Raw genomic sequence first — 17,397 nt, 5'->3', positions numbered from 1 at the left:
GGGCGACCGCGCGTACGGGCGCCCCGCCCGCCCGGCGCCCGGGCGTCCTTCAGTGGCGGCCGAAGCCCGCGAGGGGCCCGTCCTCGCGGGCTATTCGGCGCGGTCCGGCGAGCTTGCGCGCCGCCCGCGCGGCCCGCTCCGCCCGGCGGGCCTCACGGCGGCGCAGCCGTGCCGTACTGCTCGGCTCCGACACCACCCCGTACCGCTGGTTCCACGCCTGCCGGGTGATCCACACGTCCAGCACGGCCCAGGTGGCCAGGACCGTCGCGGCGACCGCGCCCAGCACCATCGGGAAGGCCAGCCAGGAGCCGGTCAGGCTCAGGAAGAACGCGATCGTCGCCTGGGTCAGCGTCACGGCCACGACCAGCACCGACCGCACCGCCGACACCCGCACCGGATCCGGCATCCGGCGCCGGCGCGCCGGCTCCTCCACCCACAGGCCGCGCCGCGCCGCACCGGCGCCGCCGCCCTCGTCACTGCTCATGGTCCGCTCACTCCCCACCGCGGTCCGTCCTGCCTGTCCCCACACGTCTACCCCGACGTGCCCCTCGTACAGACAGACGTCCGACGGCGCCCGGAGATTCCCGAATGCCGGAAGCCTTCCACCGGCTTCGAAGATCGCGGAACGGATAATTCCAGCCATCCATCCAGGTGCGGGAATCGGCACCCCACCGAGTGTCATCTGCCACATATCGGGCTGCACTTGACCGGATGTGTCGGACAACTGCTGATCTTCGCCCAGGAGTCAGGCCGAAAACGTCCGGACACGCCTTCGAACCTACTCCCCAGCAGTAGTAGGCTCACGCCGTTTAAATGACGGAACACCGACCCCCGGCAACGGGGTTGACCTGGGGGAGGCTGGGGAGGCCATGCGCTTTCGCGGGAAGTCCATCCGCCGGAAGATCGTGGCGTTGCTCCTTGTGCCGCTCGTCTCCCTGACCGCCCTCTGGGGCTTCGCCACCGTCATCACGGGCCGCCAGGCCCTCCAGCTCTTCGACGTGGCCTACGTCATCGACAAGGTCGGCTACCCCATCGAGGACGTCGCCCGCGTCATCCAGAAGGAGCGCCGCCAGACCCTCGTGGTCCTCGGAGACCCCCGGGCCGCCACCGCCACCGCCGAGCTCGCCAAGCGCCGCGCCGAGACCGACGAGGCCGTCGAGAAGATCAGCGTCAGTGCCCGCGACCCCAAGGTGATCGACGAGCTCAGCCCGGCGAGCGCCCAGCGCCTGCGCTCGATCGTCTCCGCCTTCCACGGCATCGGCGCCATGCGCCGCTCCGTCGACCAGAACGCCGTCGACCCCGGCCAGGCCCTGGAGCTGTACAACCGGCTGGTCGACCCCTGCTACGACTTCCTCATGAACCTCCATGGCCTCGACAACGTCGAGGTCGACAAGGAGGGCCGGGCCCTCGTCGGCATCAGCCGCGCCCGCGAGCTCCTCTCCCGAGAGGACGCCGTGATCGCCTCGGCCCTCGCCGCGCGCAACATCACCGCCGGCGACGTCCGCCGCGTCTCCGACTTCGCCGCCAACCGCACGCTGCTCTACGAGTTCAACCTCGTCACCCTCCCCGCCGACGACCGGGAACGCTTCGAGCAGTTCTGGAAGGACCCCCAGACCCACCCCCTGCGCGACGCCGAGGAGCGCTTCATCGCCGGCGGCGCCGTCAACAAGCCCCGCAACCTCACCGCCGCGCAGTGGGACGAGGCCTCCTCCAAGGTCCTCGACGACCTGGCGAGCATGAACACCGACGCCGGCGACCGCTACCAGCGGCGCATCGAGCCCGTCGCCACCGACGTCATGATCCAGGCCGCCGTCGCCGGCATCCTCGGCTTCCTCGCCCTCGTCGTGTCCCTCATCCTCTCCGTGCGCATCGGCCGCGACCTGGTCCGCGACCTGTCGCGGCTGCGCAAGGAGGCCCACGAGGCCTCCGGCGTCCGACTGCCGAGTGTCATGCGGCGCCTCGCCGCCGGCGAGCACGTGGACGTCGAGACCGAGGCACCCCACCTCGAATACGAGAAGGACGAGGTCGGCCAGGTCGGCCAGGCCCTCAACACCCTCCAGCGCGCCGCCGTCGAGGCCGCCGTCAAGCAGGCCGACCTGCGCCGCGGCGTCTCCGAGGTCTTCGTCAACCTCGCCCGGCGCAACCAGGTGCTGCTGCACCGCCAGCTCACCCTCCTCGACACCATGGAACGCCGCACCGAGGACACCGAGGAGCTCGCCGACCTCTTCCGCCTCGACCACATGACCACCCGCATGCGCCGCCACGCCGAGGGCCTGGTGATCCTCTCCGGAGCCGCCCCCTCCCGCCAGTGGCGCAAGCCCGTCCAGCTCATGGACGTCGTACGGGCAGCCGTCGCCGAGGTCGAGGACTACGAGCGCATAGAGGTACGCCGCCTCACCCGCCTCGGGATCGTCGGCCCGGCCGTCGCCGACGTCACCCACCTGATCGCCGAACTCCTGGAGAACGCCACCGTGTTCTCGCCGCCGCACACCGCGGTCCAGGTGCACGGCGAGCGCGTGGCCAACGGCTTCACCCTGGAGATCCACGACCGCGGCCTCGGGATGACCCCGGAGGCACTGCTCGACGCGAACCTGCGGCTCGCCGAGACCCCCGAATTCGAACTCTCCGACACCGACCGGCTCGGCCTGTTCGTCGTCAGCCGCCTCGCGCAGCGCCACAACGTCAAGGTCGTCCTCCAGCCCAGCCCGTACGGCGGCACCACCGCGGTGGTCTTCCTCCCGTCCGCCCTGCTCACCGACGCCCCCGAGACGAGCGGCAGCGGCGTACGGCTGGACGGCCCCCGGGCTGCCGGGTCCGGCCGGGCCGCGAAGGCCGGCCAGATCGGCCGGACCCACTCCGAGCGCCCCGTGACCTCCGCCGTGGAGCGCGCCACCGCCGGCCGCCCCCTGCCCACCGGCGAGCTGCGCGGCCCGGTCGAGCTGGAAGCCCCGCTCGGCGGCCGCGGGCTGGACGCGCTGGACGACCCCGCCGTCCTCGGCGAGGACCCGGCGCCCGTCGCGGGCCGCCCCGGAGCCGGCGGCCGCCCGGCCATGGCGACGCTCGACGACGAGACCCCGCCCAACGGCACCCCGCGCAGCGCCCTGCTCGGCCTGCGCCCGGCGGACCGGCCGCACGCCGACCGCCATGCCGAGCGCAACGGTTCCCGTCCCGGCTCCCGCACCGCGGACCGCGGCCGGGAACGCGAGCCGCTCGCCCCCACCGGGCCGGTCCGGCTGGACACGCAGCGCCTGGACGCCCCCCGTTCCGACGGTCCCCGCTCCGGGGGAGCGGTACCGCTGCCGCGCCGCCGCCCCACCCCGACCCTGGTCGCCGAGCACGGCCGCCGGGTGGACCCCCGCCCGGTGTCGGTGGTCCCGCAGCACGCCCCCGGCGCCGGATCCGACGATACGGACACCGCCGTCGCCCCTGACACCGGCGGGCTGCCCCGCCGCATCCGCCAGGCCAGCCTGGCGCCGCAGCTCAAGAAGTCCGCGCCGTCCACGTCCGCCGAAGCCGCCCCCGACCAGGTGGCAGACCGCGACGCGGAGGACGTACGCACGCGCATGTCCGCCCTCCAGCGTGGCTGGACGGCGGGCCGCAACCGGCACGCACAGCAGCAGTCCGAGACCGAGGCGGGCACATCCCCCGCCGGCGGTCCGGCGAACGAGAACGAAGGGGACGGTCGATGACCGCACCGCAGACCGGCAACGACAGCAGGGGCCGCGGCTCCGGCCCGCTCAACTGGCTCCTCGACGAGCTCGTCGACCGGGTCGGGTCCATCCGCAAGGCGGTGGTCCTCTCCGGCGACGGCCTGCCCACGGGCAGCTCCAGGGACCTGACCCGCGAGGACAGCGAACACCTCGCGGCGGTCGCGTCCGGTTTCCACAGCCTGGCCAAGGGCGTCGGCCGGCACTTCGAATCCGGTCGGGTCCGCCAGACCGTGGTCGAGCTCGACGAGGCGTTCCTCTTCGTCATGGCCGCGGGCGACGGCAGCTGCCTCGCCGTCCTGGCCGACGCCGACTCCGACGTCGGGCAGGTCGCGTACGAGATGACGCTGATGGTCAAGCGGGTGGGGGACCACCTGGCGACCGCGCCACGCACCGGGCTGCCAGCCGGAGGGTGAGTCGGAAGGCATGAGCGACCCAGGCCAGGAACATCTCGCCGACGCCCCCGCCGGCATGTCCGCGGACCCGTCCGACCAGGACCACGCGCACTGGTTCGACGACGACGCGGGCCCCGTCGTACGCCCCTACGCCATGACCCGCGGCCGGACCAGCCACGCGGGCCAGCACCGCCTCGACCTGATCGCCCTCGTCGTCGCCGAACCGGCCGCGGACGATCCGGTCTGGGACATGACCCTCTCCCCGGAACACGCCCACATCCTCGGGCTGTGCCGGGAGCGGCCCCAGTCGGTCGCCGAACTCGCGGCCGACCTCGACCTCGCGGTCGGGGTCGTACGCGTCCTGATCGGCGACCTCGTCGATCAGGAACTGGTCCACGTGACCAGGCCGGTACCCCCGGCAGAACTGCCCGATGAATCCATTCTGCGTGAGGTGATCGATGGCCTTCGGGCGCTTTAGCCGCACCGGTGCCATGCACGCGGTGTCGCCGGTCGAGCCGCTGACCTTGAAGATCCTGGTCGCCGGCGGCTTCGGGGTGGGCAAGACCACCCTGGTCAGCGCGGTCAGCGAGATCAGACCGCTCCGGACCGAGGAACGACTCTCCGAGCCCGGCGTCGGCGTCGACGACACCGGGGGAGTGGAGGGCAAGAGCACCACGACCGTGGCCATGGACTTCGGGCGCATCACGCTCCGCGAGGACCTGGTGCTGTACCTGTTCGGCACACCCGGACAGGACCGCTTCTGGTTCCTGTGGGACGAGCTCGCCCAGGGCTCCCTCGGCGCGGTCGTCCTCGCGGACACCCGCCGCCTCGCCGACTGCTTCGCGGCCATCGACTACTTCGAGCGGCGCGCAATCCCGTTCGTCGTCGCCGTGAACTGCTTCGACGGTGCCGACCGCCACCCCGTGGTGACCGTGCGCACGGCACTCGACCTCGACCCCGGCGTCCCCGTGCTGCTGTGCGACGCCCGGGACCGGGAGTCCGTCAAGGACGTGCTGGTGGGGGTCGTGGAACACGCCATGTCCATGGCCCGCGAACGCCGCCGGAGCCTGTCCGCGGGAGCCTGAACCGGCCGGTCCGCGCGACGACGGCACGGGCGCGGCCCGTACCCCCGCCGACTGGGGTACGGGCCGCAGCTCTCACGGGGGGTTTCCGGGCCCGGATGCGGCACGGACCGTGGAGCGAGTGTGAACCTGCGGCCAGGAGCCGTCAAGCGCCATGACGACACGGGTTGTCAGTGGACGACGACGACCGCCGACCCGTGGCCGAACAGGCCCTGGTTCGCGGTGATCCCCGCCCGTGCCCCGGGCACCTGCCGCTCCCCGGCCGTACCGCGCAACTGCCACGTCAGCTCGCACACCTGGGCGATGGCCTGGGCCGGCACGGCCTCCCCGAACGAGGCGAGACCGCCGCTGGGGTTGACGGGAATCCGCCCGCCCAGGGCCGTGGCCCCCTCCCGGACCAGTTTCGCCCCCTCGCCCTCGGCGCACAGCCCGATGTCCTCGTACCACTCCAACTCCAGCGCGGTGGACAGGTCGTACACCTCGGCGAGCGAGAGGTCCTCCGGCCCGAGCCCCGCCTCCTCGTACGCGGCGCGCGCGATCGACGAGCGGAAGGACCCGGCCGCCGGCCCCAGGGCCGTCGTCGCGTCGGTGGCGATGTCCGGCAGGTCCAGCACCGTGCGCGGATAGGTGGGCGTCACCGTCGACACGGCCCGGATCCGCACCGGGTCGGCCACCCCGCGCGAGCGGGCGAAGCCCATGCTGGTGAGCACCAGCGCCGCACCGCCGTCGGAGGTGGCGCAGATGTCCAGCAGCCGGAGCGGATCGGCGACCACCGCCGAGGCGGCGACGTCGTCGGCGGTGACGGCCTCGCGGTAGCGGGCGTACGGATTGAGCCGTCCGGCCGCCGCGTTCTTCACCTTGACCCGGGCGAAGTCCTCCAGGGTGTCCCCGTGGAGCGCCATCCGGCGGCGGGCGTAGAGGGCGAAGTAGGCGGGGTTGGTCGCGCCCAGCACCCGGAAGCGCAGCCAGTCCGGATCGTCCGGCCGGTCACCGCCCGCCGGTGCGAAGAACCCCTTGGGCGCCGCGTCCGCGCCGACCACGAGCACCACGTCCGCCAACCCCGCCAGGATCTGCGCGCGGGCCGTCCCGATCGCCTGGGCCCCCGACGCGCACGCCGCGTACACGCTGGTCACCCGGGCACCCTGCCAGCCCAGGGCCCGGGCGAAGGTGGCACCGGCCACGTAGCCGGGGTACCCGGAGCGCACGGTGTCGGCGCCGACGACCGACCCCACGTCCGTCCAGTCCAGGCCGGCGTCCGCCAGCGCCGCCCTCGCCGCGCTCCGCCCGTACTCGACGAAACTGCGGCCCCATTTCCCCCAGGGGTGCATGCCGGCTCCGAGGACGGCCACCTCCGCGCTCACGCGGCCCCTCCCACCGGCGTGAACCACCACGTGGTCCACGTGGTCCCGGCGTCCTCGTTCAGGACCCCGGCCACCACCTCGACCTCCATGCCCACCGCCAGATCGGCCACCGTGACCCCGGGCGCCGCCTGCCCCAGCACCACCATCCCCTCCGCCTCGAGCTCGACCGCGACCAGGGTGTACGGCTCCCAGGGCCCGGCCGGGTCGCTGACGTACGGCGCCGGCGGCCGGTAGCGCCCGTCGGTGTAGGACCAGACCCGGCCCCGGGCGGACAGCGGGACCTCGGCGAGGTCACCGCCCCCGGGGCAGTGCGGGTTGCGGCAGTAGGCGTCCTCGCGGGGAAAGAACACCGCGGTGCAGGCCGAGCACCGGGTGCCCAGCAGCCGGAAGCCGCCGCCGTCGGGCGCGTCCTCGGTGAACCACCCGCTCACGACGGGCGTGCGTGTGCGTGCCAAGACCCCTCCCGGAAGCCATGTCTGACGCAGGGTCAGAAATCAGGAGTCTGCCACGCCCGGCCCGCCCCGGTCACCCGTTCTCGGCGAGCCACTTCCGCGCGATCTCGTCCAGCTCCGCGTCCCGCCCGGCCAGCATCATCCGGATCATCTGCGCGTCGCCGCGCAGCGACCACGCCGGGTGCCCGAAGGTGGCCGGATTGTTCCCCTCGATCAGGAAGTGCGCCGGCCAGGCGGTCCCGTACCCGATGAGGGGGAGGGCGGCCAGGTAGCGCGCCCGGCCGCGCGCCACCCCGTACGCGGTCAGCGCCAGTCCGGTGAGCGTGCCGGCGAGATGGACCCAGCGGGTGGCGGCCCGGGAGTGCATCGCGACGTAGTACGGCCAGAATTCCTCGTACGAGCTGAAAGTCATGCGGGCACGGTACTCACGGGCGGACCTCGGCGACAGCGACAGGGAAGTCGAAGTACGTGTCCGGGTACGCCTCGGGCCTGTGGGTGAAGTGCCACCACTCCTCGGGAAGGTTCACGAACCCCTGCTCGCCCAGCACCCGCTTCAGCAGCTGCCGGTGGGCACGTGCCGCGCCCGCCACCCGTGGATCGTCCGTGTGCGACAGCGGGTCGAAGAAGTCGAACGCGGTCCCCATGTCGACCTCCCCGCCGGAGAGCCCCTCCAGCGTCACGTCGACCGTGCTGCCGCGGCTGTGCCCGGACCGCTCCGCGATGTAGCCCTCGGCGATCAGCCGGCCGCGCTCCACCCGCGGATAGAACTCCGCCTTCCGCGCCATGTCGTCCGGGCCGTCCTGCACCCGCGCCCACCGCACGAACCGGTCGACCGCCCGCTGTGGCCGGTAGCAGTCGTACACCCGCAGCACGTAGCCCTGCCGCAGCAGCACCCGCTGGGCCCGCCGCAGCGCCTCGGCCGCCGGTCGGGCCAGCAGGCACTCCGGCTCCTCGTACCCGTCGACCACCGCGCCCGTGAAGTTGTGCCCGCCCGCGTACCGCATGTCCTGCCGGATGCTCGGATCCACCTCCCGGAGCGCCGCGAACCCCGGCGGCGCCGACGCCCCGCCCATCAGCACCCCGAGTCCGACCAGACCCGCAACGACCGTCATGCGCATACCCCTTGGCATACCATCACCGCATGCCGCCACACCTGAGGGACTCGCACTGCTCCACCTGCGGAGCGCCGTACGGTACGACCACCTGGCCCCGCACCTGCCCGTCCTGCGGAGCCACCGCCTACCGCAACCCCCTCCCCGTGGCCGTCACCCTCCTCCCCGTCGAGGACGCGGACGGCACCGGCCTCGTCGTCATCACCCGCACGACAGAACCGGCCCGCGGCGGCATCGCCCTCCCCGGCGGCTTCATCGACTTCGGCGAGGACTGGCGCGACGCCGTCGTCCGCGAGCTGCGCGAGGAGACCGGCATCACCGCTTCCGCCGCGGACGTCACCCTGGCCGACGCCCTCAGCGCCCCGGCCGGCCACCTCCTCCTCTTCGGCCTCCTCCCGCCCCGCCCCGCCGCCACCCTTCCCGCCTCGAAGCCGACGGACGAAACCACGGGCTGGCACCTCCTGCACACCCCCACGGAACTCGCCTTCCCCCTCCACTCCCGAGCGGCGGCATCCTGGTTCGCGGGCCGCTACGCCTGATCCACCGCCCCGGTCGACGGTGAAGGCGCGGGGCCTTGTCGGCCACCACTCTCCGCCTCGCCGGCGTTTGCGCCGGGGGGTCCGGGACGGAGCCCCGTTCCTGAAGCCGCAGCCGCCCGCACCGTTCCACTACACCCCCCGCACCACCACGCCCTCCACCGGCGCCCCCGCCTCGTCCTCCACCACGACCGCATTCCCGGCCCACCGTGAGGTGTACCGCTCGACCCGGCCCGCCCCGAACCCCGGTCCCGGGTCCCGGACCACCACCCCGCCGCCCGTGCGGCCGCGGGCCGGTGCCCAGGCCTCCAGCTCCACCGAGCCGTCCCCCGCGGACCGCACCGGCAGCACCGCGCCCGCCCGCGCCAGCACCGGGATACGGCCCTGCGGGGCGTCCAGCAGGATCTGGCCCGGCCCCTCGTACGCCACCCCGGTCGCGGTGTCGTACCACCGGCCCCGTGGCAGCCGCACCGCCCGCCGGTCCGCCCCGCACTCCAGCACCGGCGCCACCAGCAGTGCGTCGCCCAGCAGGAAGGAGTCCTCGCAGTCCCGCAGCCGCCGGTCCTCCGGCGCCCCCCACCACACCGGCCGCACGTACGGAGCCCCCGTCAGCTGGGCCATGTGCGCCAGCGTCACGAAGTACGGCCGCAGCCGCTCCCGTTCCGCCAGCACCGTCCGGGCCTGCTCCTCGGCCTCCGGCCCGAACTCCCAGGGCTCCCGCCGCCCGGCCCAGAGCGCCGAGTGCGTACGGAACAGCGGCAGGTAGGCGCCGAGTTGCAGCCAACGCACGTACAGCTCCGGTGAGGGCGAACCGCCGAACCCGCCCACGTCCGGCCCCGAGTACGGCACCCCGCACAACCCCAGCCCCAGGACCAGGGCCAACGAGGCCCGCAGCCCCTCCCAGCTGCTCTCCACATCACCCGACCAGGTGCCCCCGTAGCGCTGCATGCCCGCCCAGCCCGACCGGGAGAAGAGGAACGGCCGCTCCTGCGGCCGCAGCCGGACGAGTCCCTCCCACCCCGCTCGCGCCATCCCCAGCGCGTACACGTTGTGCCCCTCCCGGTGGTCACCGCCCGCCCCGTCCATCGCGTGCCGTGCCGACCGCGGCAGCGTGTTGTCCCCGAACGCCGTGAAGGACACCGGCTCGTTCATGTCGTGCCAGAAGCCGGCGAAGCCCTGCCCGAGCCGCTCCCGGTAGAGCCCGCCCCACCACTGCCGCACCGCCGGGTCCGTGAAGTCCGGATAGACGCACTCGCCCGGCCAGACCTCCCCGCGCACCTCCTGGCCGCGCGCGTCCCGTACGAAGGCGCCGGCCGACCCCACGGCCTGCCCCGCGGCGTGCAACGCGTCCCCCGCCCTGACCGCGGGATCCACGATCGAGACCAGCCGCACCCCCTGCTCCCGCAATTCCCCGGCCAGCCCCGGCAGATCAGGGAACCGCTCCTCGTCCACCGTGAACACCCGGTGCCCGTCGTAGTGGTCGATGTCCAGATGTACGGCCGACAGCGCGAGCCCGCGCGACGCGTACCCGGCGACCACCCGGCGGACCTCGGCCGCGCTGCCGAACCCCCACCGCGCGTGCTGGTACCCCAGCGCCCACTCCGGCGGCACAGCGGTCGGGCCCGTCAACCCGGACCAGGCCCGCAGCACCCGGGCCGGTGTCCCCACCAGCACCCAGCACCGCACCGGCCCGCCCTCCATGCGCAGCTCGCACGCTCCGGGCCGGTCCTGCCCCGAGCCCCCGCCCTCCTCACCCTCGCGCAGCACCACCCGGCCGTCCCAGCAGTTGTCGTGGAACACCAGATGCGTCCCGGCATCCGCCACGACCATCTGCACCGGCATGGTCACGTACAGCGGATCGGTGCCCGGTCCGAAACTCCCCTTGGGGTCGGTGTTCCACAGCCGGTACACGCCGTCGCGCAGCCGCGGCCCGGCGGCCCGCCCGCCCAGTCCGAAGAACCGCGCGTCCGCCGGTACCTCGCTCCGGAGCACCCACCGCCCTCCGCCGGCGCCGGCTTCGCGAACGTCCGCCGCGTCCACCTCCGCGTCCACCTCCGCCGGGTCGGCGGCGCGCTCCGCGCCCGGGCCGGTGACCGTACCGTCCAGGCCCAGGCCCAGGCCCAGGCTCAGGCCGAAGGGCGCGGCGGCCGCCCCGGCACCCGCACCGGCGCCGACCGCCCCCGGACCGCCCGAGCCCGGCCCCCGGCCGCCCGCGCCCGGCCGCCCGCCGGTCCCGTCCCCGGCCGGGGGAACCGGGTCCCACCACCGCGGCGGTGCCTCCCGCCGCAGTACCGCGCCCCCCGGGGTGCGCACCTCCACCATCCCGTGCCGGGACACCGCCACCGTCACCCGCTCCGACACCACCCGCCAGCCGCCGCCGGTGTCCGGTTCCAGCACGGCCCGCAGGTCCGGCGCGGGCCCGCTGCCCACGACCGCGTAGGACGGGGCCGCCCCGGCCCCGTCCCACGCCCAGAACACCACCCCGCCCGTCATCACCCGCACCACCAGCTCCGAGCGCGCGAACCGCAGCACGCCCCCGCCCGGCCGGGGCTCCGTACCGACCAGCAGACCCGGCACCCGCGCCCGCTCCCCACCCCGGCGCGGGAGCCCCAGCGCGTCCGCGCGCCGCCGGCGCCACGCCGACAGCCAGGCACGCCGACCGCGCTCCGTACCGATGTCCATCACCGCACGCACCAGATCACGACCGTCCATGTCGATCACCCTGCCACCGGCCCCCGCCCCCAGGGACGGCGTTCAACTGCCGTTCACCCGCGGGGTGCTGCCGGGGACGCGCCCCGGGCGGCCCCGACCCCGTGCGGTTCGCCCGCGCCGCCCGCCCGCCGACCGCGTCCGCCCGCCCCGGACCCGCCGCCCGCCGCCGCTCACCCGACCGGCCAGGTCGACCCTGGTGCAGCCGTCAATCACATGGCATCGTCCCTGTGAGCCGGCGCGCGCACCCCCGCGCGACGGCACCGTACGCACACGAAGCGCGAGCCGCAGACTTGACCGGGAGCCGATCCATGACGACGTCAGCCACCCAGCCGGAACCCCTCTGGGCGCCGGGCCCCGACCGGATCTCCGCGGCCCGGATCACCGCCTTCCAGGCCTGGGCCGCCACGCGCTTCGGAGCCCCGGCCGAGGGCGGCTACCCGGCCCTGCACCGCTGGTCCGTCGATGAGCTGGACACCTTCTGGCAGGCCGTCGCCGAATGGTTCGACGTCCGCTTCACCACCCCGTACGAGTCCGTCCTCGCCGACCGCTCCATGCCCGGGGCCCAGTGGTTCACCGGCGCCACCCTCAACTACGCCGAGCACGCGCTGCGCGCCGCCGAGGACCCGGCCCGCGCCGCCGAGCCCGCCCTGCTGTACGTCGACGAGACCCACGAGCCCGTCCCCGTCACCTGGGCCGCACTCCGCCGCCAGGTCGGCTCCCTCGCCGCCGAGCTGCGCGCCCTCGGCGTACGCCCCGGCGACCGCGTCAGCGGCTACCTCCCCAACATCCCCCAGGCGGCCGTGGCCCTGCTCGCCACCGCCGCGGTCGGCGGCGTGTGGACCTCCTGCGCTCCCGACTTCGGCGCCCGCAGCGTCCTCGACCGCTTCCAGCAGGTCGAGCCCGTCGTCCTGTTCACCGTCGACGGATACCGCTACGGCGGCAAGGAGCACGACCGGCGCGACGCCGTCGCCGAGCTCCGCGCGGAGCTCCCCTCCCTGCGCGCCGTCGTCCACATCCCGCTCCTCGGGACGCCGGCACCCGAGGGCGCCCTCGACTGGTCGGCGCTCACGGCGGCCGACACCGAGCCCGTCTTCGAGCCGGTGCCCTTCGACCACCCCCTCTGGGTGCTCTACTCCTCCGGTACGACCGGTCTGCCCAAGGCCATCGTCCAGTCCCAGGGCGGCATCCTCCTCGAACACCTCAAGCAGCTCGGCCTGCACTGCGACCTCGGCCCGGAGGACCGGTTCTTCTGGTACACCTCCACCGGCTGGATGATGTGGAACTTCCTCGTCTCCGGCCTGCTCACCGGCACCACCGTCGTCCTCTACGACGGCAGTCCCGGCCACCCCGACACCGGAGCCCAGTGGCGCATCGCCGAGCGGACCGGCGCCACGCTCTACGGCACCTCCGCCGCCTACGTCATGGCCTGCCGCAAGGCCGGGGTCCACCCCTCCCGGGACTTCGACCTCTCCGCCGTGAAGTGCGTGGCCACCACCGGCTCCCCGCTCCCGCCCGACGGCTTCCGCTGGCTCCACGACGAGGTGGCCGAGGATCTGTGGATCGCCTCCGTCAGCGGCGGTACCGACGTCTGCAGCTGCTTCGCGGGCGCCGTCCCCACGCTCCCCGTGCACATCGGCGAACTCCAGGCGGCCTGCCTCGGCACGGACCTCCAGTCCTGGGACCCGTCCGGCAAGCCGCTGACCGGCGAGGTGGGGGAGCTCGTCGTCACCAACCCCATGCCGTCCATGCCGATCCACTTCTGGAACGACCCGGACGGCAGCCGCTACCGCGACAGCTACTTCGAGATGTTCCCGGGCGTCTGGCGGCACGGGGACTGGATCACGATCACGGACCACGGATCGGTCGTCATCCACGGCCGTTCCGACTCCACGCTGAACCGCCAGGGCGTCCGGATGGGCTCCGCCGACATCTACGAGGCCGTCGAGCGACTCCCCGAGATCAAGGAATCCCTCGTCATCGGCCTGGAGGAGCCGAACGGCGGCTACTGGATGCCGCTCTTCGTCCACCTCGCCCCCGGCGCCGCCCTGGACGACGACCTGCGCGCGCGGATCAAGGCCACGATCCGCGAGGAACTCTCCCCGCGCCACGTCCCCGACGAGGTCATCGAGGTACCGGGCATCCCGCACACCCTCACGGGCAAGCGCATCGAGGTCCCGGTCAAGCGGCTGCTCCAGGGCACGCCGCTGGCCAAGGCGGTCAACGCGGGGTCCGTCGACAACATCGAGCTCCTCGGCTTCTACGAGGACCTGGCCCGCACGCGTACACACGGCAACGACTGAGGTCACTGTCAGTGGCGATGGTTACTCTGAGTGAGCAAGTGATCGCACTCAGGGGGAGCCAGCCATGCCACGCAACGACGACCGAACCACCGGTGCCCACCGCACCCGCAGCACCCGCCGGCGCCGCGCACTGCGCCGCGAGGTCCCCGGCACCGTCGGCCTCCTGGCCGACGCCGGGGACTTCGCGGCCATGTGCGGATACCGCAGCTTCGGGTTCGACCAGCACGCCGACTATGCCGACTACCTCCACCACGTCGACGGCCTGCTCCGCTCCTTCGCGGCCCGGGGCCTGCACACCACCGTCGCCCTCTTCGATCCCGACGAGTACGCCGAGTACTGCGGGGAGAACGGCCTGGATCCGGACACGGCGCAGACCCGCACGCGCTTCACCGCCGAGCTCGCCGGCAGCGGGACCGCCCTGCCGTACACCGGCCAGCCCATGGACGAGCTGGTCCCGCTCCTCGTCGACGAGGCCGTCCGCCAGGCCACCTGGGAGTACGCCACCGCCGTCCTCGCCGGCGTGGGCCGCTGCGCCGACTGCGGCGAGGACATCGGCCACGCCTCCTTCGACCGCGCCACCGACGCCGTGAAACGGCTCGTCGCCGGCGCCGGCCCCGGCCACCACCACTTCGTCTGCAGCGTCCCGACCGAGGACGAGCAGCTCGTAGCGGTCCTCCACGCCGACACCACCGGTGACCCGGACGACCCGGCCCCGCCGCGCGTCGACGGCCGAGAGAGCCTCGACTTCGTGACGGTCCTCGCCGCGGGCCTCGCCCTCGGAGGACCCGGGGGACTGGTCGTGCGCAGCACCACCGAGGGCCATCGCGACCGGGTGCACGGTTGGCGCCTGGACCGCGGCCGCCTCACGGCGCTGTCGGCGGCCGCCGTTTTCAACGCGTACTGCACCGACGCCGACACCGGAGACCTCGTCGCCCCCGAACCGGGCGTCGAGTACTGCCCCGGCTACGACGTCGACACTCCCGGCCCGCACCACTGAAAGACCGTGGGGCCCCCGCCACCGGCGGGAGCCCCACGGTCCGCACGACGCAGCGTCCGGTCGCCGGCTGTCCGGCTACTCGCCGGAGAGCACCGCCTGGGCGGCCACGCGCGCCTCCTCGGCACTGTCCGCCGCCCGCGCCGCCGCCGCGGCACGCTCGCACTGCGCCAGCGTGTGCTTCGCGAGAGTCGCCCGGACATAGGGGATCGAGGCGGCACCCATCGACAGGGAGGTGACACCCAGGCCGGTCAGCACACAGGCGAGCAGCGGGTCGGCGGCCGCCTCGCCACAGACGCCGCAGCTCTTGCCCTCCGCCTTCGCCGCCTCGGCGGACAGGGCGATCAGGTCGAGCAGGGCGGGCTGCCACGGATCCTGGAGCCGGGAGACGGCCCCGACCTGCCGGTCGGCTGCGAAGGCGTACTGCGCCAGGTCATTCGTGCCCAGCGACAGGAACTCGACCTCCTGCAGGATCGAGCGCGCCCGGAGCGCGGCGGAGGGGATCTCCACCATCGCGCCGAACTTGGCCTGCAGGCCGGCCGCGCGGCAGGCGTCGGCGAAAGCCCTCGCGTCGGCGCGGTCGGCGACCATCGGGGCCATGACCTCCAGGTGCACCGGCAGGCCCTCGGCGGCCTTCGCCAGCGCGGTGAGCTGCGTGCGCAGCACCTCGGGGTGGTCCAGCAAGGAGCGCAGGCCCCGCACGCCCAGCGCCGGGTTCGGCTCGTCCGCCGGGGTGAGGAAGTCCAGCGGCTTGTCGGCGCCCGCGTCCAGGACCCGCACGACGACCCGCCCCTCCGGGAAGGCTTCGAGCACCTTGCGGTACGACTCGACCTGCTTCTCCTCGGACGGAGCCTTCTTGCTGTCGTCCAGGAACAGGAACTCCGTACGGAACAGGCCCACGCCCTCGGCCCCGGCCTCGACCGCCGCCGGCACGTCCGCGGGACCGCCGACGTTGGCCAGCAGCGGCACCTTGTGCCCGTCGGAGGTCGCACCCGGACCGGACGAGGCCGCCAGCGCCGCCTTCCGCTCGGCGGCCGCGGCCTCCAGTCCGGCCCGCTTCTCCGCCGACGGGTCGACGAAGAGGTCACCCGTGCTGCCGTCCACCGCGATCATCGTCCCTTCGGCGATCTCGCATGCGCCGGGCAGAGCCACGATCGCCGGTACGCCCAGTGCACGGGCGAGGATCGCACTGTGGCTGGTCGGCCCGCCCTCCTCGGTCACGAAACCGAGGACGAGAGCGGGGTCGAGCAGGGCCGTGTCGGCGGGGGCCAGGTCCCGCGCGATCAATACGTACGGCTCGTCGCTGTCGGGGACACCCGGCATCGGCACACCGAGCAGCCGGGCCACGATCCGATTGCGTACGTCGTCCAGGTCGGCCACCCGGCCCGCCATGTACTCGCCGGCGCCCGCGAGGAGGTCGCGGTAGGCGGCGAAGGCGTCGTACACCCCGCGCTCGGCGGTGCTGCCCACCGCGATCCGGCGGTCGACATCCGCCATCAGCTCGGGGTCCTCGGCGATCATCGCCTGGGCCTCCAGCACGTGCTGGGCCTCGCCACCGGCCAGCTGGCCACGCGCGATCAGGTCGGCCGCCACGGCACTCACGGCCTGGCGGGCGCGCCCCTGTTCGCGCGCCGCCTCGTCGGCGGTGATCTGCCTGGCCGGCGGTTCGAGGACCGCCGTGCCCATGTGCCGCACCTCGCCGATCGCCACCCCGTGGCTCACGCCGACGCCTCGCAGCGTTGTCTCCATTTCACCCGTCTCCGATTGAGCGGCGGGCCCGGCCTCGCCGCGATGGATGTCCGTCCGTCACGCCCGTACGGGGCGGACGGCTCACTGCCAGCTGAAGAGAAGGTCGTCGGCCTTGACGTCGCCGGACTCGACGAGGCCGGACAGCGATTCGGCCGTCGCCTCCAGCGCCACGACGGGGCAGATCGGTGACTTGCCGAGGGCCTCGACGGCAGCGGGGTTCCAGCGGATGACCGCCTGGCCGCGGGTCACGGTGTCGCCCTTGTTCACGAGCAGCTCGAAGCCCTCGCCGTTGAGCTGGACCGTGTCGATGCCGAGGTGCGTGAGTACACCGTGCCCCTCGCCGTCGACGACGACGTACGCGTGCGGGTGCAGGGAGACGACCACACCGTCGACGGGGGAGACCGCCTCCGAGGGCTCGCGCACGGGATCGATGGCAGTGCCCGGTCCCACCATCGCGCCGGAGAACACCGGATCCGGCACAGCCGCGAGTCCGATGGCGCGCCCGGCAAGAGGGGACGTCACGCTGGTCATGAGGGGCCTCCCAGGGGTGGGGCTCTTGTGTCGCCGTCACAGCCTGTTGCGAACGGCGTACTCGTCAGAAGGATAAGTCACTGTATGTTCGGGTTCGTCCGATGTAGGTACTGATCCGGACGGGGTCCTTCAGCACGGAGACTAGTGGACTAGACCGGTGGACTAGACCATACGCCTGAATCGATTTGCTTGGGCACCCCCGGGGCTGTACTGTCGTGACTCCCGCCAGGACGCCCCGCGTGAACATCTCACGAACGGCAGATGGACGGGAACCCTCCCATCAGCTCACCTCTCGATCTCCAGCCTCCTTCGTATGCCCATTCGGGAATGCGGCGAGTGGTCGGGGAGAAGGAATTTGGCTGGTAGGGTCGGAATCGCCGGAAAGGGAATCGCGAAAGCGAGAACCTGGAAAGCACCGAGGAAATCGGGCCCGAAAGAGTCTGATAGAGTCGGAAACGCAGGACAG

Annotated in this window: 15 protein-coding genes; 7 read left to right on the top strand and 8 right to left on the bottom strand. The window is 73.5% G+C overall.

From position 1 onward, the window contains the following. Positions 1-49: 49 nt before the first annotated feature. Positions 50-484 carry a hypothetical protein gene (locus IF89_RS0129685; RefSeq protein ID WP_030774670.1) on the bottom strand — a complete coding sequence of 145 codons (435 nt, stop codon included), beginning with the start codon at positions 482-484 and terminating at the stop codon, positions 50-52. 385 nt (positions 485-869) lie between these two features. Here IF89_RS0129685 and IF89_RS0129680 point away from each other — a divergent pair, with 385 nt between their 5' ends. From IF89_RS0129680 to IF89_RS0129665, 4 genes are read left to right on the top strand one after another with little or no spacing between them, the layout of a single operon-like run. Continuing rightward, a complete protein-coding gene (locus tag IF89_RS0129680) occupies positions 870-3,689 on the top strand; it encodes a nitrate- and nitrite sensing domain-containing protein (RefSeq protein WP_030774668.1) in 2,820 nt (939 codons plus the stop codon). Further along, a complete protein-coding gene (locus IF89_RS0129675) occupies positions 3,686-4,123 on the top strand; it encodes a roadblock/LC7 domain-containing protein (protein WP_030774663.1) in 438 nt (145 codons plus the stop codon). The genes IF89_RS0129680 and IF89_RS0129675 overlap by 4 nt, the downstream gene beginning before the upstream one ends. 55 nt (positions 4,124-4,178) lie before the next feature. Next, a complete protein-coding gene (locus IF89_RS0129670) occupies positions 4,179-4,580 on the top strand; it encodes a DUF742 domain-containing protein (RefSeq protein WP_030774661.1) in 402 nt (133 codons plus the stop codon). Beyond that, positions 4,561-5,187 carry an ATP/GTP-binding protein gene (locus tag IF89_RS0129665; protein ID WP_030774659.1) on the top strand — a complete coding sequence of 209 codons (627 nt, stop codon included), beginning with the start codon at positions 4,561-4,563 and terminating at the stop codon, positions 5,185-5,187. Before IF89_RS0129670 ends, IF89_RS0129665 begins: the two co-directional genes overlap by 20 nt. Positions 5,188-5,354: 167 nt before the next feature. On the opposite strand, the gene IF89_RS0129660 is transcribed toward IF89_RS0129665, so the two are convergent. The 4 genes from IF89_RS0129660 to IF89_RS0129645 form a co-directional block, all read right to left on the bottom strand. Then, complete coding sequence (locus tag IF89_RS0129660; protein ID WP_030774657.1) at positions 5,355-6,545, bottom strand: lipid-transfer protein; 1,191 nt, start codon at positions 6,543-6,545, stop codon at positions 5,355-5,357. Then, positions 6,542-7,000 (bottom strand): Zn-ribbon domain-containing OB-fold protein, encoded by a 459-nt coding sequence (locus IF89_RS0129655; RefSeq protein ID WP_030774656.1) that lies wholly within the window; start codon positions 6,998-7,000, stop codon positions 6,542-6,544. The genes IF89_RS0129660 and IF89_RS0129655 overlap by 4 nt, the downstream gene beginning before the upstream one ends. A 70-nt stretch (positions 7,001-7,070) precedes the next feature. After that, a complete protein-coding gene (locus tag IF89_RS0129650; protein WP_030774654.1) occupies positions 7,071-7,409 on the bottom strand; it encodes a DUF962 domain-containing protein in 339 nt (112 codons plus the stop codon). Between the two features lie 13 nt (positions 7,410-7,422). Then, positions 7,423-8,115 carry a M15 family metallopeptidase gene (locus IF89_RS0129645; RefSeq protein ID WP_051807814.1) on the bottom strand — a complete coding sequence of 231 codons (693 nt, stop codon included), beginning with the start codon at positions 8,113-8,115 and terminating at the stop codon, positions 7,423-7,425. A gap of 23 nt (positions 8,116-8,138) precedes the next feature. On the opposite strand from IF89_RS0129645, the gene IF89_RS0129640 reads away from it, so the two are divergent. Continuing rightward, positions 8,139-8,648 (top strand): NUDIX domain-containing protein, encoded by a 510-nt coding sequence (locus IF89_RS0129640; protein WP_030774650.1) that lies wholly within the window; start codon positions 8,139-8,141, stop codon positions 8,646-8,648. A 129-nt stretch (positions 8,649-8,777) separates the two neighbouring features. Here the strand turns inward: IF89_RS0129640 and IF89_RS0129635 are convergent, their stop codons facing one another. Next, positions 8,778-11,357: a glycoside hydrolase family 31 protein gene (locus IF89_RS0129635; RefSeq protein WP_030774648.1), complete on the bottom strand. Its 2,580-nt coding sequence runs from the start codon at positions 11,355-11,357 to the stop codon at positions 8,778-8,780. Positions 11,358-11,665: 308 nt separating this feature from the next. On the opposite strand from IF89_RS0129635, the gene IF89_RS0129630 reads away from it, so the two are divergent. Both IF89_RS0129630 and IF89_RS0129625 read left to right on the top strand, forming a co-directional pair. After that, positions 11,666-13,657, top strand: coding sequence for an acetoacetate--CoA ligase (locus tag IF89_RS0129630; RefSeq protein ID WP_030774646.1), 1,992 nt, complete (start codon positions 11,666-11,668; stop codon positions 13,655-13,657). 64 nt (positions 13,658-13,721) lie between these two features. After that, a complete protein-coding gene (locus IF89_RS0129625; protein ID WP_030774645.1) occupies positions 13,722-14,654 on the top strand; it encodes a hypothetical protein in 933 nt (310 codons plus the stop codon). Positions 14,655-14,729: 75 nt separating this feature from the next. Here IF89_RS0129625 and ptsP read toward each other — a convergent pair whose 3' ends face one another. Beyond that, positions 14,730-16,400: a phosphoenolpyruvate--protein phosphotransferase gene (gene ptsP / locus IF89_RS0129620; RefSeq protein WP_030774643.1), complete on the bottom strand. Its 1,671-nt coding sequence runs from the start codon at positions 16,398-16,400 to the stop codon at positions 14,730-14,732. Positions 16,401-16,481: 81 nt separating this feature from the next. Then, entirely contained in the window at positions 16,482-16,931 is a 450-nt protein-coding gene (locus tag IF89_RS0129615; protein ID WP_030774641.1) for a PTS sugar transporter subunit IIA, read from the bottom strand. Positions 16,932-17,397 lie beyond the last annotated feature (466 nt).

This window comes from Streptomyces sp. NRRL F-2664 (assembly GCF_000719345.1).
GTDB lineage: Bacteria > Actinomycetota > Actinomycetes > Streptomycetales > Streptomycetaceae > Streptomyces.
Note: the sequence above shows the minus strand (reverse complement) of the source record. Positions and strands in the feature narration are given on the sequence as shown.